The sequence below is a fragment of the Kitasatospora sp. NPDC038210 genome, from assembly GCF_055600605.1.
Genome location: NZ_JBVJYK010000004.1, coordinates 256782 through 272770, shown reverse-complemented (window position 1 = coordinate 272770; position 15989 = coordinate 256782). Strand labels below are relative to the sequence as shown.

Here is a 15989-nt window from a genome sequence, read left to right as displayed (position 1 = left end):
CTGGATCAGTACGCGAGCGCGCGGTCGACGGCGTCGAGCACGCGGTCCAGGTCGGGGAGGAAGGCCTCCTCGACCCGGGACGGCGGGTACGGCGCGTAGTAGCCGCCGACCCGCAGGACCGGTGCCTCCAGGTGGTAGAAGCACTTCTCCGTGAGCCGGGCGGCCAGTTCGGCGCCCATGCCCAGGAAGACCGGTGCCTCGTGCACCACGACGGCCCGACCGGTGCGCTTGACCGACTCCTCCAGGGTGGTGAAGTCCACCGGGGAGAGCGAGCGCATGTCGACGACCTCCAGGCGGCGGCCGTCCTCCTCGGCGGCCGCGGCGGCCTCCAGGCAGACCTTGACCATGGGGCCGTACGCGATCAGCGTCGCGTCGGTGCCGGGGCGGACGATCCGGGCGTCGTGCAGGCCCAGGTCGGCGGCGTCGCCGACCTCGCCCTTGTCCCAGTAGCGGCGCTTGGGCTCCAGGAAGATGACCGGGTCGTCCGACTCGATGGCCTGGCGCAGCATCCAGTGCGCGTCGTGCGCGTTGGAGGGGGTGACCACGCGCAGACCGGCGGTGTGCGCGAAGTACGCCTCGTGCGACTCGCTGTGGTGCTCGACCGCGCCGATTCCACCCGCATAGGGGATGCGGATGGTGACCGGCATCTTGACGTGTCCGAGCGCGCGGGCGTGCATCTTCGCCAGCTGGGAGACGATCTGGTCGAAGGCAGGGTAGACGAAGCCGTCGAACTGGATCTCCACCACCGGGCGGTAGCCGCGCAGTGCCAGGCCGATCGCGGTGCCGACGATGCCGGACTCGGCGAGCGGGGAGTCGATCACCCGGCCCTCGCCGAAGTCCTTCTGCAGGCCGTCGGTGATCCGGAAGACGCCACCGAGCTTGCCGATGTCCTCGCCCATGAGGAGGGTCTTCGGGTCGTTCTCCAGCGACTTGCGCAGCGCCTCGTTCAGCGCCTTGGCGATGCTCAGCTGACCGGCCATCAGAGGTTCTCCCCCGCCTCGAAGGAGGCCGCGTACTCGACGTACTCGGCCCGTTCCTCATCGACCAGCGCGTGCGGCTCGCTGTACACGTGGTCGAAGATCAGGGTCGGGTCCGGGTCCGGCATGCTGCGCACGCCCTCGCGCACCCGCAGCCCCAGCTTCTCGCTCTCGGCGTCGACCGCGGCGAAGAACTCGTCGTCGGCCAGGCCCTCCTTCTCCAGGTGGGCGCGGAGCCGGGTGATCGGGTCCTTGGCCTTCCAGGCCTCGGTCTCCTCGGCGTGCCGGTAGCGGGTGGGGTCGTCGGAGGTGGTGTGGGCGCCCATGCGGTAGGTGAACGCCTCGATCAGCACCGGGCCGTTGCCGCTGCGGGCGTGGTCGAGCGCCCAGCGGGTGACCGCGAGGCAGGCCAGCACGTCGTTGCCGTCGACGCGCACGCCGGGGAAGCCGAAGCCGGAGGCGCGGCGGTACAGCGGGATCTTGGTCTGGGTGGTGGTGGGCTCGGAGATCGCCCACTGGTTGTTCTGGCAGAAGAAGACCACCGGAGCGTTGTAGACCGAGGCGAAGGTGAAGGCCTCGTTGACGTCGCCCTGGCTGGAGGCACCGTCGCCGAAGTACGCGATGACCGCGTCGTCGGCGCCGTCCTTGGTGATGCCCATCGCGTAACCGGTGGCGTGCAGGGTCTGCGAGCCGATCACGATGGTGTACAGGTGGAAGTTCTTCTCGTTCGGGTCCCAGCCGCCGTGGTTCACGCCGCGGAACATGCCGAGCAGGTTCAGCGGGTCGACGTCGCGGCACCAGGCCACGCCGTGCTCGCGGTAGGTGGGGAAGGCGTAGTCGCCGGTGCGCATGGCGCGGCCGGAACCGACCTGGGCGGCCTCCTGGCCGAGCAGCGAGGCCCACAGGCCCAGCTCGCCCTGGCGCTGCAGCGCGGTGGCCTCGCCGTCGAACCGGCGCACCAGCACCAGGTCGCGGTAGAGGGAGCGCAGCTCCTCCGGAGTGGTGGTGAGGGGGTAGTCCGGGTGCTCGACCCGCTCGCCTTCCGGCGTGAGCAGCTGGACGAGCTCCGGCTGGGCGTCCTTACCCGTGGCGCGGAGGGTGTCAGGGACAGCGGGGGCCGCCTTCTTGCGGGTCCTCGCCGTGCTTTTGACGGTCACGTTCACTCCTCGGTCTGTCCGGCCGCCCGGGGTCGCCGGTGACCGGTCCGGTCACCGCCCCGCGGGGCGCGCGTGGGTGTGCGCACCTACTGCGGGGCAGGTGGTGATCCTGTTCCGACGGCGTCCCTCACGAGAACGTTACCCAGCGTCCGCCCTTGGCGCGCTTGCGCTAGGACGTCCTACTTGTTCAGGGTCACAACCCCGAGGGTGCCGCGCTCGGACCGCCGTCGGAAGGGTGGGGGTGACGGGCGACGTGACGCAGCTCTCAATTCGAGCGCCTTCAGGACACCAGCGCACGTTATCCGGGCGGACGCCCGTACGTAAGGGGGTTCTCGGTATCGGTTTCGGATGTCTCTGGCCGGATCACGTCTTTACGGCGATGTGAGCGATAGGTCTTTCGTACGGTGTTATGGGAGGCTTTGGACGTGACTGATAACGGACAAATCAGGGTATTCCTGCTCGACGACCACGAGGTCGTCCGGCGGGGCGTGCACGATCTGCTCTCGGTCGAGGACGACATCGAGGTGGTCGGCGAGGCCGGCACGGCCGCCGAGGCGCTGACCCGGATCCCCGCGGTCCACCCCGACGTCGCGGTGCTCGACGTCCGGCTGCCCGACGGCAACGGGGTCGAGGTCTGCCGCGAGGTCCGGTCCCTGCTGCCGGACATCAAGTGCCTGATGCTGACCTCGTTCTCGGACGACGAGGCGCTGTTCGACTCGATCATGGCGGGCGCCTCCGGCTACGTCCTGAAGGCGATCCGCGGCACCGACCTGATCACCGCCGTCCGGGACGTCGCGGCCGGCCGCTCCCTGCTCGACCCGGTCGCCACCAGCCGGGTGCTCGCCCGGCTGCGCGACGGCGGCGGGAAGGAGGACGAGCGGCTGTCCCAACTCACCAAGCAGGAGCGGCGGATCCTCGATCTGATCGGCGAGGGGATGACGAATCGTCAGATCGGCAACGAGTTGCACCTGGCCGAGAAGACGGTGAAGAACTACGTCTCCAGTCTGCTCGCCAAGATGGGCATGGAGCGACGCACCCAGGCGGCCGCCTTCGTGGCGCGGCACCAGGCCGACCACCAGTACTGACCTTAGGGCTGCACACAACTGACGATCTGTCAAGGGCCCCCGCGAGGGGGCCATACCCTCTGGCTGTGACTTTCAGCCAGACCCTCGCCTGCGCCCCGGCCCGCCCCGACCTCTCCGCACCGCCGATGGGGACCCTCAGCCCGCCCGTCCCGCACACCGCGCTCGTCGAGGTCCTGGCCCGCTACCGGGTGGGGCGCCCACTGACCGCCGAACCGGTCGCCGAAGGCCTGCTGAACCGGGGGTACCGGGTCACCACCGAGGCCGGCCGCTACTTCCTGAAGTGCTACGTCGACACCGCCACCGCCAGCCGACCGAAGATCCTCGCCCACCACCGCGCGATGGCCGCGCTGAACACCCTCGGGCTGCCCGTCGCACCCCCGCTGGCCTGCGCCGAACGCTCGGGCACGGTGGCCGGCCGGGGCGGCCGGATGTTCGCGCTGTTCCCGTGGACCGATGGCCGACACCGGCACGGTACCGAGCTCGGTCTCCCGCAGTGCGAGGCGCTCGGAGCGCTGCTCGGCCGGCTGCACGGCGCGCTCGACGACGTCTGCGCCCCCTTCGAGCAGCCCGCCGGCTACCGCACCGCCGACCCGGCCGACAGCGCCGGGCTGGCCCGTGACCTGCGGCACCGCGCCCGCGAGCACCGCCCGTACGGGGACCTGGACGCGCTGGTCGAGGAACGGCTCACGGAACGGCTGGAACTGCTCGCCGAGCACGCCCACCGCCGCCCCGCCCCGCAGGCCGCGCCGCCCACCGGCTGGACCCACGGCGACTTCCACGGCCTCAACCTGCTGTACGGCGACGACCCGGCGGGCGGCCGGGTGGCCGCCGTCCTGGACTGGGACAAGCTCGGCACCCAGCCGCGCGCCGAGGAGGCCGTCCGGGCCGCCACCCTGCTGTTCAACGACCGCGTGTCCGGCGCCCTCGACCTGGTCCGGGTCCGCCGCTACTCACAGGCCTACCGGGCCTCCGGCGCCGCCACCGCCGAGCACCTAGCCGCCGCCGCCCACCGGGTGTGGTGGGAGCGGCTGAACGACTTCTGGATGCTGCAGTGGCGGTACCAGCGGGCCGACCACCGGGCCGACCCGCTCTACCCCGCCTCGGCGGGCCAACTGGCGTGGTGGTGCCAGGAGTACGAGCAGGTCCTGGACGCCTTCGCCAACTGACCGGGTCAGCCCCCGGCCGGCAGCGTCCCCGTCGGCTTCGGGTCCGGCTTCGGCGGCGGGTTGGTGGGCGTGCCGCCGCCGCCCCCGCCCGAGGTCGGCGTCGATCCGCCCGTCGACCCGCCGGTCGGGGTCGCGGAGGCGCTGCTCGTCGCCGTGTGGGTGGAGGTCCCCGTCGGCGTCGGGGTCGGGGTGTGCTTGCCCGTGCTCGGCGACGGCGACATGTTGTTGCCGCTGTTGTTGCCGGTGTTGTTGCTGTTGTTGTTGCCGGTGTCGGTCGGCTGCTGCGGCTTCTTGCTGCCGGACACCGACGCCGGCGGGCTCGGCAGGCCGCTCTGGGTCGGCGTGGTCGGCTCGGCCGTGCTGACCACCGGCGCCGGCGTCGTGGGCACCTTGGGGTCCTTGGTGACGTGGTCGGTGCCGCTGAGCGCGAACGCGATCCCGGCACCGGCCGCGACCAGCACGGCGACGCCGCCCGCCACCCAGGCCCACGGCCCGCGCCGCCGGCGGTGCCCGTCGTCGTCCCCGCCGTCGTCCCCACCGCCGCCGTACGGGCCGCCGTGCCCCGAGTAGGGGGTGAAGGGGGTCTGCGAGTCGCTCTGGTAGGGCAGCGCGGAGGTCTTGTCACCGGGGCGGACCACGCCGAAGGCCGCGGTGGCCGCCGTCTGGTCCGGCCGGAGCACCTGGGTCGCACCGGTGTCGCCCGTGCCCCCCGGCACGCCGACCCAGCCGGCCCCGGCCGCGCCGTGCATCTCGCGCAGCGCGTGCTGCACGTGGGCGCGGAACTCGTCGGCGTCCTGGAAGCGGTCGTCCGGGTTCTTGGCGAGCGAGCGCAGCACCAGCGGGTCGAGGCCGGCAGGCACCCGGCCGTTGGCCTGCGAGGGCGGCACCGGCGGGTCCTGGACGTGCTGGTAGACCACCGAGAGCGGGGTGTCGCCGGTGAACGGCGGGCGCAGCGTGAGCAGTTCGTACAGCATGCAGCCGGCCGCGTACAGGTCGGACCGGTGGTCGACCGGCTTGCCCAGCGCCTGCTCGGGCGAGAGGTACTGCGGGGTGCCCATGACCATGCCGGTCTGGGTCATCGTGGTGGCCCCGCCGGTCAGCGCCCGGGCGATGCCGAAGTCCATCACCTTGACCGCGCCGGTGGTGGTGATGATCACGTTGGCGGGCTTGATGTCCCGGTGGACGATGCCGTTCCGGTGGCTGTAGGCGAGCGCCTCCAGCACCCCGGCGATGATGATCAGCGCCTGGTCGACGGGCGGCGCGTCCTCGTCCGCCAGCAGCTCCCGGACGGTCCGGCCCTCGACCAGCTCCATCACGATGTACGGCGTGGACTCGTCCCCGACGTACTCCTCGCCGGTGTCGTAGACCGAGACGATCGAGTGGTGGTTGAGCGCCGCGACGGCGTGTGCCTCGCGGGTGAAGCGGATCCGGGCGACGTCGTCCTGGGCCAGCTCTCCGCGCAGCAGCTTGACGGCGACGGTGCGGCCCAGCCGCACGTCCTCGGCGGCGAACACCTCGGCCATGCCGCCGCGGCCCAGCCGGTGGGTCAGCCGGTAGCGGCCGTCACCGACGGTGCCCAGCGGCACGGCGGACCCGCGACCGGGGGTGTGCGGCCCGCCGGCGAAGGGCGGCAGCGCCGAGGTCGGGGCCTCGCTGCCCGGCTCGGGGATCCTCGGCGTCCCGCCGGTCCGGCCGACCGCTCGGGCACCAGCGTCGTCGTCCGGATGCTGCGTCTGTGCCATCGCTCCTCGCCCCGGGCGTTCGCTCGGATCGCGGTGCCCTGTCGCTTACGTATCCCCGAACGCTACCGCTTCCGGCGCGCGCCCCGGCACCCGCCAACCGGTCGGAAACCGTCAGGACCGGCCATTCCGGTCGGCCGCGAGGTCGACCACCAGCACGTTCGCGGGGCGGGCCGAGTGGCTGAACTTGCCGTTGGTCTTCTTGTCGGCGTTGTTGACCACGATCGCGATGATGATGCCGGCCAGCACGAGCACGCCGATGATGATCCCGACCACGACCACGACCGTCGAACAGCCGCCACCGCCGGGCGCCTTCGGCTGCTGGTACGGCGGCATCGGCTGCGGCGGCGGGGTGTGCGCCTGCTGCGGGAAGGGGTGCGGCGTGTGCGGCGCCTGCGGACGCGGCGCCTGGTAGGCCGGCGGCGGCGTCTGGTACTGCGGCGCCTGGGGCTGCGGGAAGGGGTGCGGCGTGTGCGGCGCCTGCGGACGCGGCGTCTGGTAGGCGGGCGGCGGCGTCTGGTACTGCGGCGCCTGCGGACCGCCCTGCTGGAGGTACTGCGGCTGCGGCGTGTGCGGGGCCTGCGGGGCGGCGTGCACCGAGCGCGGGCCCTCGTTGATCACCAGCGGGGTGCTGGCCTGCAGCGGGTGCCCGCTGCCGCCGCCCTTCGCGGCCGCGATCAGCCGCTCCGCCTCGTCGCGCATCGCCGCCGCGCTCTGGAACCGGTGCGCCGGGTCCTTGCGCAGCGCCTGGGCGACGAAGGCGTCCACCTCGGGGGTGACCGACCGGTTGAGGGTGGAGGGGGCCGGCGGCTCCTCCTGGACGTGCTTGTAGGCGATCGAGAACGCCGAGTCGCCGTCGAAGACCAGCTGGCCGGTGAGCATCTCGAAGAGCATCACGCCGACCGAGTACAGGTCGGAGCGGGCGTCGACCGGCTTGCCGAGCGCCTGCTCGGGCGAGAGGTACTGCGGGGTGCCGACCACCATGCCGGTCTGGGTCATCGACGTGACGCCGGACTCCAGCGCCCGGGCGATGCCGAAGTCCATGACCTTGACGTTGCCCTTGCGGTCGAACATGACGTTGCCGGGCTTGATGTCGCGGTGCACGAGGGACATGTCGTGCGAGGCCTCCAGCGCGTTCAGCACGCCGACGATGACCTTCAGGGCCTCCTCGGTCGGCATCGCGCCGTACTGGGCGACCGCCTCGTTGATCGCCTCGCGCAGGCCCTTGCCGTCGACCAGCTGCATGACGATGTACGGCGTGCTGGAGCCGTCCGGGGCGACGTCCTCGCCGCTGTCGTACACCGTGACGATGTTCGGGTGCTCCAGCCGGGCCACGGCCTGGGCCTCGCGGCGGAACCGCTCCTTGAACGAGTCGTCCCGGCCGAGCTCGCTGTGCATGCTCTTCAGCGCGACCTGCCGGTCCAGCACGCTGTCGTAGGCGAGGTGCACGGACGCCATGCCGCCCTCGCCCAGCAGCCGCTGCAGCACATAACGGCCGTTGCCCAGGGAGAAGCCCTCGACCGCCGCGTTGCCGTGCTCGCTCATGGTCCTCTGCTCCCCCTCGGCGCGGCCGTACTGCCGCAACCGTGACGTTCGGTCTCGTCCGTGCTGGTGGGCCCGGCCCGCTGGCCTGGCGGACCCCTGTCGCGGCGGCTCGACCGGCCTGCGACAGGGGTCAGGGTATCGGCTCGCGCCGACGGTGACCGGCCCCGGGGCCGGTCCTGGCCCCGGGCCGCCGGCGCCGGATCCCGGCGGCGACGGCCCGGGGCGGATCGTCGTGGTACGTCCGGTCCGGCGGACCGTCCCGGCCCACCGGCGGACGCCGGCTCCGGGCGCGGGCTACGACGGGTGCCGGGCTAGAGGTACGGACCGGAGCGGATGCCGCGGCCGTGACCTGGGTCGTCCTCGTCCGGGTCCCCGCCGTGCAGTCCCGGCGGCAGCGCCCGCCGCATCTGCTCCAGCTGGGCCCGCGCCGCCATCTGCTGGGCGAACAGCGCGGTCTGGATGCCGTGGAACAGGCCCTCCAGCCAGCCGACCAGCTGGGCCTGGGCGATCCGCAGCTCGGCCTCGGTCGGGATGGTCTCCTCGGTGAACGGCAGCGACAGCCGCTCCAGTTCGGCCACCAGCTCCGGGGCGAGACCGAGTTCGAGCTCCTTGATCGAGCTCGCGTGGATGTCCTTCAGCCGGACCCGGCTCGCCTCGTCGAGGGGAGCCGCCCGGACCTCCTCCAGCAACTGCTTGATCATGCTGCCGATGCGCATGACCTTGGCGGGCTGCTCGACCATCTCGGTCACCGGGAGCTCACGCGGCATGTCGCCGTCGTCGTCCCCGTCCCCCGCCGGGCCGGTGAACCCCTGGCCCACGGGCAACCCGTCCGGTCCGACGATCAGCACCTTCTGGCCGTCCTGCGGCTGCCCGCCGGCGGCCTGGTAGGGCTCCTGCGACGAGCGCTCGTTCATCGGATTCGTCATGAACAACATTCTCTCTCACTGGGGTTGGTCGGGCGGAAGCCCCCGCTCGTCCCGCCGTCCTGCGACACCCGTGACGACGGTACGCCCCCGCCCGCCGCGCGGGAATCCGTACGGCTACTCAGATCCCGCACCCCGCAGGCCGACCGCCCGCCGACGCTCCCGCCGCACGGAACCCGCACCGAACCTCCACCCCCACCCGCACCGGACGCCGGGCACGTCGATCCCGCCCGCACCCGCCCGGCCACGGCGGGTGACGCCCGCCCGCCCCCACCGCCCGTCGCGCGGCTCCCGGCTCCGGCCGGGGGGGGCTCAGCCCTTCCGCAGTTTCACGCCGATCAGCCCCAGGCCGCAGCCGATCAGCCCGAGGCCGACGCCGAGCGGGAGCTGGGTCGTGGAGGCGTCCTGCCAGCGGGCGGGGAGGACGATCGGGATGGTGACGGCCGCGACGGGTAGGCCGGGGGCGGCCGTGACGGCGTCCGGTGCGACGGCGTCACCGGCTGCCGCCGGGTCCGAGCCCTCCGGATCGGCCTCCGCGCTCTGGTCCTGGGCCTGGTCGGGAACCTGCGAGCCAGCCTGGTCGGGAGCCTGCCCGGCGGCCTGGCCGGGAGCCTGCGCGCCGGCTTGATCGGCGGCCTGGCCGGGGGCCCGGCCGGGAGCCCGGCCGGTCGCCTGGTCCGGCGCCTGGTCCGGCGCCTGGTCCACGGTGGCGTCCGGGCGCTCCGGCAGCGACGCCGGTCGGTGCCGGTGGAGCCGGGCGAGCTCGTCCCCCTGGTACGGGCGGGGTGCCGGGTGCTGCGGCGGCACGGCGGCCGGCTTGTGCGCGGTCGGGGCGACCGCCGGTTCCTCGGGGTCCACCTCCGCCCCCGCCCCCGCCTCGCCCGGATCGCTGCCCGGCATCGGCACGGGAGAAGCGGGAGAAGCGGGAGAGGCCGGAGAGGGGGACGGAAGCGGCGAGACGCCCGCCGAGGGCGACGGCATCCCCACCGCCGCCGTCGCGGCGGCCAGCGGGAGGGCGAGCCCCAGCACGGCCGCCGCGAACAGCCGCTGGGCGCGGGCCGGGCACGGCAGGCGACGGGTACGGAGGATGCGACGGGTACGACGGCGGTGCGGCGCCACGGGCAGCGGCCCGAGGAACGCGTGCGGAGATGCGGCCACGGTCGGAGTCCTTCCGACGGCCGACCGCGCCCGGGGGCAGGGTCGGCGGCGGGACAGCTCCGAACCAGCCTCGCACGATCCGACAATCCGGGCATTTCGGGCGACATCGGCGCCGACCGCCGCACCCCCGCCGCCGTCTCAGGCCCGCAGCACGACCTTCCCGACCTGCTCCCCGGCCTCCAGCACCCGGTGCCCCTCACCCGCGTCGGTCAGCGGCAGCACCCGGTCCACCACCGGCTTCACCACCCCGGCCTCGACCAGCGGCCACACGTGCTCCCGCACCGCCGCCACGATCGCCGCCTTCTCCGCCAGCGGCCGCCCGCGCAGGTTGGTGGCGATCACCGCCCCCCGCTTGCGCAGCAGCGCGTTGAGGTCCAGCTCGCCCTTCACCCCGCCCTGCAGCCCGATGATCACCAGCCGCCCGTTCACCGCCAGCGCGTCCACGTTCCGCTGCAGGTACCTGGCGCCCATGATGTCCAGGATCACGTCCGCGCCGGCCCCGCCGGTGGCCTCCCGGAGCACCTCGACGAAGTCCTGCTCGCGGTAGTCGATGACGATGTCCGCACCCAGCTCGGTGCACCGGGCCAGCTTCGCCGCGCTGCCCGCGGTGACCGCCACCCGGGCGCCGACCGCCTTGGCCAGCTGGATCGCCATGGTCCCGATGCCGCTCGCACCGCCGTGCAGCAGCACGGTCTCGCCGGGCCGCAGGTGCGCGGTGAGGAAGACGTTGGACCACACCGTGCAGGCGACCTCCGGCAGCGCCGCGGCCTGCTCCGCGCTCAGCCCGGCGGGCATCGGCAGCAGCTGCCCGCTCGGCACCGCGACCCGCTGCGCGTAGCCGCCGCCGGACAGCAGCGCACACACCTCGTCGCCGATCGCCCAGCCGGCGACGCCCGGCCCGAGCGCGACGATCCGCCCGGCGCACTCCAGCCCCGGGTACGGCGAGGCGCCGGGCGGCGGGTTGTAGTGGCCCTGCCGCTGGAGCAGGTCGGCACGGTTGACGGCGGTGGCCGCCACCTCGACCAGGACCTCGCCCTCACCGGGCACCGGATCGGGCACCTCGGCCCACACCAGCGCCTCGGGGCCGCCGGGTACGGGAATCGTCATCGCATGCATGCCCCGAACCTACTGCGCGTCAGGGCGGTTCACCGGACAGGGCGGTCCTCCGGGCGGGGTCCGCGCCGTCCGGCCGACGCCGCGAGTGCCTTCGGCGCCGCACCGGCCCGTCGACGCCGAGTCAGCCGTTCGACCTGATCACGATCACCCGGTCGGTGAGCTGCAGCACGGCGGCCTCCGGGTCGTTGAAGTTGATCACCCGCCGACCGCGGACCACCGCGACCACCAGGTCCGCGCACTCCCGCGGGCCGTGCCCGGCCTCGGCCCGGGTGACCGGGCGCTCCACCACGTCCAGCCCGGTGCCGTACGTCAGCAGGTCCTCCATCACCGCCCCGGCGCGCGGGCTGAGCATCGACAGCCCGAGCAACCGCCCGGCCGAACTGGAGCTGGTGACCACGACGTCGGCACCGCTCTGCCGCAGCAGCGGGGCGTTCTCGTCCTCCCGCACGGCGGCGACCACGGTGGCGCCCTTGTTCAACTGGCGCGCCGTCAGCGTGATCAGCACGGCGGTGTCGTCCCGCTCCGGCGCGACCACCACCCGGGCCGCGGTGGGCAGGGCGGCCCGCACCAGGGTGTCGGTGCGGGTGGCGTCGCCGACCACTCCGACCAGACCGTGCTGCGCGGCCTGGTCGACCACCTTGCGCTGCGGGTCGACGACGACGATCTCCTCCTTCTTCACCCCCTGCCCCAGCAGGGTGTCGACGGCGCTGCGGCCCTTCGTCCCGTACCCGATGACGACGGTGTGCTCGCGCACGGTGGACCTCCAGCGGTTCAACCGCCATTGCTGGCGGGTGCGTTCGGTGAGCACCTCCAGCGTGGTGCCGACCAGGATGATCAGGAACAGCACGCGCAGCGGGGTGATCACGAAGATGTTGGTGAGCCGGGCGCTGTCGCTGTACGGGGTGATGTCGCCGTACCCGGTGGTGGAGAGCGTCACGGTGGCGTAGTACGCCGCGTCGAGGAAGCTGACCCCGCCGCCGGCGTTGTCGTTGTAGCCGGCCCCGTCGGCGTAGACGAGCAGTGTGGTGACGACCAGCACCGCGAGCGCCAGCAGCAGCCGCGAGCCCACCTGCCGCAGGGCGGGCGCGGCCCGGCGGGCGGGCAGCACGATCCCGGCGTCCGCCCAGGGCTCCGTCTCCGCCTCCCGGACGCGTCGGGGCCGGCTCATCCGCCCGACCGGCTTCGCCGGCTCACGGGACCTCCAGCAGTTCGACCGTCTCCCCCACCGCCGCCCCGCCGGGCGGGACCACGGCCAGCGCCTCGGCCCGGGCCAGACCGCGCAGCATCGCGGGCCCGTCGAAGGCGAGCGGGACGACGCCCTCGGCCGTGCGCCGGACGGGCTGCAGCCGGGTGTCCGCCGGGTGCCCGGGCAGTACGGCCGCGGCGGGTGCGAGGGCGGGGGCGCCGACCGCCCGTCCGCTGCGGGCGTGCAGCAGGGGCAGGGCGAGCGTGACCATCCCGGCGACCGCGGCCAGCGGATTGCCGGGCAGGCCGACCAGGTGGCGCCCGCCGGGCAGTTCGGCCAGCAGCATGGGGTGCCCGGGCCGGACGGCGACGCCGTCGACCAGCAGTCGGGCGCCGGACTCGGCGAGCGCCCGGTGCAGGAAGTCGACCGGTCCGGCGGCCGTCCCGCCGGTGGTGACCACGACGTCGGCGGTGGAGTGCCGCAGCGCGTCCCGGAGCAGCCCGAAGTCGTCGCGCACGCAGCGCACTTCGGCGACCTCGGCGCCGGCGGCCCGTAGCCAGGGTGGCAGCAGCGGCCCGAGCGCGTCCCGGACCAGACCCGGCCCGGGGATCCCGGAGGCGAGCAACTCGTCGCCGAGGACGAGCAGTTGGACGACCGGTCGGCGGCGCACGACCAACCGGTCGTGGCCGCAGGCGGCGGCCAGGCCGAGCACGGCCGGCCCGACCGGGGTGCCTTCAGGCAGCAGCTCCTCGCCCCGGCGGCACTCCTGGCCGCGCGGCCGGACGTCCTGCCCGGTGGTCAACTGCCGGGGGCCGCAGTCGCGCAGCAGCGCGCCCTCCGTCCGCCCGTGCTCACGGCGCAGGACGGCGGTGGCGCCGGGCGGCAGCTGGGCGCCGGTGGCGATCTCCACGGCGGTGCCGTCGGCCAGCGGCGCCGGCGCGGCCGGTCCGGCCAGCACCCGGCCGGCGACCCGCCACGGGCCGGGCCCGGCGACCGCCCAGCCGTCCATCGCGGAGGTGTCGAAGGCGGGCAGGTCGGTCAGCGCGCCGAGCGGCTCGGCGAGGGTGTGGCCGAGCGCCTCGGCCAGCGGCAGCCCGATCCCGGGCAGCGGGCGCAGCCCGGCCCGGCGCGCGGTCTCGCGGGCGCGGGACCAGCCGGGTACGGCGGGGTCGGCGGACGGGGCGGCCACGGTGGTCTGCCCGACCGCACTCACTGCTCGCCCGGCCGGTCGGCGGCGACCCACGCCTCGGCGAGCTCCTCGGTCCGCCGGGCGGCCTCGGCGACGGCCTCCGGCCCGCCGCCCCGCTGTGCGGCCGCGTAGCCGACCAGGAAGGCGGTCAGCGGCGCGGCCGGCCGGGCCACCCCGTGCGCGACCACCCGGGCCGTGTCGAGCAGACCTCGGACGTCGACGTCCAGGTCGATGCCCAGGTCGGCCTTGACCTCGGCGATCCAGTCATCCAGCGTGCGCTCCATGCGCCCATGCTGCCTGATCGGCTGTTTCCCGGAGGTGTTCGCCCCGTGTGCGGGGCGCGTCGTTTCCCTCACAGTCCGGCGGCCCGCGCCGTGAGGTTCAGCTCCGGTCCCGCTCGCGGGCCTGCTCCAGGTCCTCCCAGGTGTCGCAGTCGTACGCGACGTCGTCGATGTCGGCGACCCTCAGCCGGGCCAGCCCGCCGACCAGGCGGCGCAGCGGTCGGCCCGCCGGGTCGCCGAGGGCGGCCAGCGCGGCGCGCAGCGGGGCGGTGCGGTAGGCGGCGGCGAGCGGCTGGTCGCGGCCGCCCGCGTCGACCAGCACGGCGGCGTCCACGGTGGGCCCGGCCCCGTCCAGGGCCTCGGCCAGCCGATGCACGGTCCGCCGGTCCAGGAACGGCAGGTCGGCGGCGAGCAGCAGCACGGTGTCCGCGGTGACCAGGTCGAGCCCGGCCGCGACGGCGGCGACCGGCCCGCCGCCGGGCGGCTGTTCCCTGGTCCAGCGGACGCCGGTGCGCACGGTCGGCCGGGCGGGGCCGACCACGACGGTGGTGCGGGCGTCCGCGCAGGCGGCGAGCACCCGGTCGAGCAGGGTGGTCTCGCCGACCGTCAGGCCGGGCTTGTCGGCCCCGCCGAGGCGCCGCGCGGCCCCGCCCGCCGGAACGATCACGTCGTACGGCGTCATGCGGCCAGTATCCGCCCCGCCGCGGCGGGACCTACTCGTCCTGGTCGTCCTCGACGATCTCCGCGTCGATGATCCCGTCCTCCTCCGCCGCCCGGGCGGTGTTGGCCGCCGCGCCCAGTTCCAGGATGGCCGGCAGCGTCAGTTCTCCGTACCGCCGGTTCATCGCGGTCACCAGTGCCTCCGGGTCGTGCGGGTGCTCGGCCAGCCGGCGGTCGAAGTCCTTCAGGTACTCGCCGGTGAAGGCGAGCACCCGGGCCGCGTCGTCGCCCTGGTCGGGGGCGCGGTGCCCGGCGATCACCCGGTCCGCGCCGAGGTCGGCGATCCGGCCGAGGTTGTGCCCCCAGGTGGTGCGCTGGGCCGGGGTGGTGTCGGCGGTCCAGACGTGGGTGCCGTTGTAGACGAAGTCCCCGGCGATCACGGTCCGGATGCTCGGCACGTGGACGACGGTGGAGTCCCCGCAGTCGCCCTGGCCGAGCAGCAGGACGGGGATCACCTGGCGGTCCAGCATGAGCGGCTGCGGCAGCAGCGGGGCGGGGATCAGCGGGTGGTCGGGGATGTCGTCGCCGTACACCGGCTTCCACTGCGCGACCTTGGCGGCGGCGGTGGTCCGGATGCCCTCGACCACCGCGGGCGCGGCCAGCAGTTGCGCGTCGGGGAAGAGCTTCAGCACCTCCTCGGCGCCGAAGTAGTGGTCGGGGTGCCGGTGGGTGACGACGATGGCGAGCAGCCGGCGGCCCTTGCCCGCGACCCACTCGGCCAGTTCCCGCCCGGCGCTGCGGGTGAGCTGGGCGTCGACCAGGATCGCGGTCCGCTCGCCGAGGATCAGGGTGGAGGTGGCGAAGAAGGCCGACTCGGGCCCGGTGAAGACGGCGACCTCCAGCGGCCGGGCGGAGCGCTCGGCCTCCGGGGGCGCGGCGGGTGAGGCGCCCGCACGCTCCGCGCCGGCGCTCTCCTCGGGCGGGGACGACGTCACGGGTTTGCTCCCTCTGTCGGCGGACGGTCTTCCTGCGCCCTACAGCATGGGAGTACCGGTGCCCGAATGCGCGGGAGGCGCGCCCGGCGGGGCACGCCTCCGGCTCACGTCACGGTCACACCGCGGCCCGGGCGGCGAGTTCCTTGCCCCGCAGGGCGGCCTGCTCCAGGGCCCGGGCCTTGGACTCGGCGGCGTTCGGGATGAACTCGGCCAACGCCGGGACGACCGGCGCCATGGTGAACTCCGGGACGATGAAGTCGACCTCCAGCCCGAGCCCGTCGGCCAGGACCTTCTCCAGGTAGGTGGTGACGAACTCGAACGGCTCGCGCGGGGCGCCGGGCGCGTACGAGCCGCCGCGGGAGGCGACCACGGTGACCGGGGTGCCCTTGGCGGAGGGCGCCTCGCCGGCGGTGCGGCCCATCAGGACCACCTGGTCCAGCCAGGCCTTGAGGGTCGACGGGATCGTGAAGTTGTACATCGGGCTGCCGATCAGGACGGCGTCGGCCCCCTCCAGCTCCGCCATCAGCTCCTCGCGCAGCGCGAAGGCGGCGGCCTGCTCGGCGCTGTGGGTCTCGGCCGGGGCGAATCCGGCGGTGATGCCGTGCGCGTCCAGGTGCGGGACGGGGGCGGTGGCGAGGTCCCGGTAGATCACCGTGCCCTCGGGGTGCTCGGCCTCCCAGGCGGCCCGGAACGCGGCGGTGACCTCGCGGGAGACGGAGCCCTCGGTGATCGCGGAGGAGTCGATGTGCAGGAGCGTGGGCATGGCAGGGCCTCCAGAGAATAAGTAGCTGCTGATTTCGCTGCAGCTGTAA

The 15989-nt window shown here is 74.2% G+C and carries 13 protein-coding genes and 1 pseudogene; 2 read left to right on the top strand and 12 right to left on the bottom strand.

Annotated features, from left to right (window positions below; genetic code table 11):
* Positions 1-5 precede the first annotated feature (5 nt).
* A complete protein-coding gene (locus ACZ7KX_RS10355) occupies positions 6-980 on the bottom strand; it encodes an alpha-ketoacid dehydrogenase subunit beta (protein WP_396549807.1) in 975 nt (324 codons plus the stop codon).
* Positions 980-2134 (bottom strand): pyruvate dehydrogenase (acetyl-transferring) E1 component subunit alpha, encoded by a 1155-nt coding sequence (gene pdhA, locus ACZ7KX_RS10350; protein WP_350525950.1) that lies wholly within the window; start codon positions 2132-2134, stop codon positions 980-982. Before pdhA ends, ACZ7KX_RS10355 begins: the two co-directional genes overlap by 1 nt.
* A 425-nt stretch (positions 2135-2559) precedes the next feature.
* Here pdhA and ACZ7KX_RS10345 point away from each other — a divergent pair, with 425 nt between their 5' ends.
* Both ACZ7KX_RS10345 and ACZ7KX_RS10340 read left to right on the top strand, forming a co-directional pair.
* Positions 2560-3219, top strand: coding sequence for a response regulator transcription factor (locus ACZ7KX_RS10345; RefSeq protein WP_350525949.1), 660 nt, complete (start codon positions 2560-2562; stop codon positions 3217-3219).
* A gap of 125 nt (positions 3220-3344) precedes the next feature.
* Positions 3345-4385: a phosphotransferase gene (locus tag ACZ7KX_RS10340; RefSeq protein ID WP_470326306.1), complete on the top strand. Its 1041-nt coding sequence runs from the start codon at positions 3345-3347 to the stop codon at positions 4383-4385.
* Positions 4386-4390: 5 nt separating this feature from the next.
* Here the strand turns inward: ACZ7KX_RS10340 and ACZ7KX_RS10335 are convergent, their stop codons facing one another.
* From ACZ7KX_RS10335 to ACZ7KX_RS10290, 10 genes and pseudogenes are all read right to left on the bottom strand, one after another.
* Complete coding sequence (locus ACZ7KX_RS10335; RefSeq protein WP_470326100.1) at positions 4391-6127, bottom strand: protein kinase domain-containing protein; 1737 nt, start codon at positions 6125-6127, stop codon at positions 4391-4393.
* A gap of 111 nt (positions 6128-6238) precedes the next feature.
* Complete coding sequence (locus ACZ7KX_RS10330; protein ID WP_470326099.1) at positions 6239-7669, bottom strand: protein kinase domain-containing protein; 1431 nt, start codon at positions 7667-7669, stop codon at positions 6239-6241.
* Between the two features lie 311 nt (positions 7670-7980).
* On the bottom strand, positions 7981-8595 hold the full coding sequence (locus tag ACZ7KX_RS10325; protein ID WP_470326098.1) for a bacterial proteasome activator family protein: 615 nt from the start codon (positions 8593-8595) through the stop codon (positions 7981-7983).
* 309 nt (positions 8596-8904) lie between these two features.
* Positions 8905-9750, bottom strand: a complete 846-nt coding sequence (locus ACZ7KX_RS10320; protein WP_470326097.1) for a hypothetical protein — start codon at positions 9748-9750, stop codon at positions 8905-8907.
* Between the two features lie 138 nt (positions 9751-9888).
* Positions 9889-10866, bottom strand: coding sequence for an NAD(P)H-quinone oxidoreductase (locus ACZ7KX_RS10315; RefSeq protein WP_470326096.1), 978 nt, complete (start codon positions 10864-10866; stop codon positions 9889-9891).
* Between the two features lie 121 nt (positions 10867-10987).
* Complete coding sequence (locus tag ACZ7KX_RS10310) at positions 10988-12034, bottom strand: potassium channel family protein (RefSeq protein ID WP_470326095.1); 1047 nt, start codon at positions 12032-12034, stop codon at positions 10988-10990.
* A gap of 22 nt (positions 12035-12056) precedes the next feature.
* The gene (locus ACZ7KX_RS10305; protein ID WP_470326305.1) at positions 12057-13265 is read right to left on the bottom strand and encodes a molybdopterin molybdotransferase MoeA; all 1209 of its coding nucleotides are present in this window, start codon (positions 13263-13265) and stop codon (positions 12057-12059) included.
* Positions 13262-14204 (bottom strand): annotated as a pseudogene (locus ACZ7KX_RS10300) (NTP transferase domain-containing protein). Before ACZ7KX_RS10300 ends, ACZ7KX_RS10305 begins: the two are co-directional and overlap by 4 nt.
* A gap of 31 nt (positions 14205-14235) precedes the next feature.
* On the bottom strand, positions 14236-15177 hold the full coding sequence (locus ACZ7KX_RS10295; RefSeq protein WP_470326094.1) for an MBL fold metallo-hydrolase: 942 nt from the start codon (positions 15175-15177) through the stop codon (positions 14236-14238).
* A gap of 115 nt (positions 15178-15292) precedes the next feature.
* Complete coding sequence (locus ACZ7KX_RS10290) at positions 15293-15940, bottom strand: FMN-dependent NADH-azoreductase (RefSeq protein ID WP_470326093.1); 648 nt, start codon at positions 15938-15940, stop codon at positions 15293-15295.
* Positions 15941-15989 lie beyond the last annotated feature (49 nt).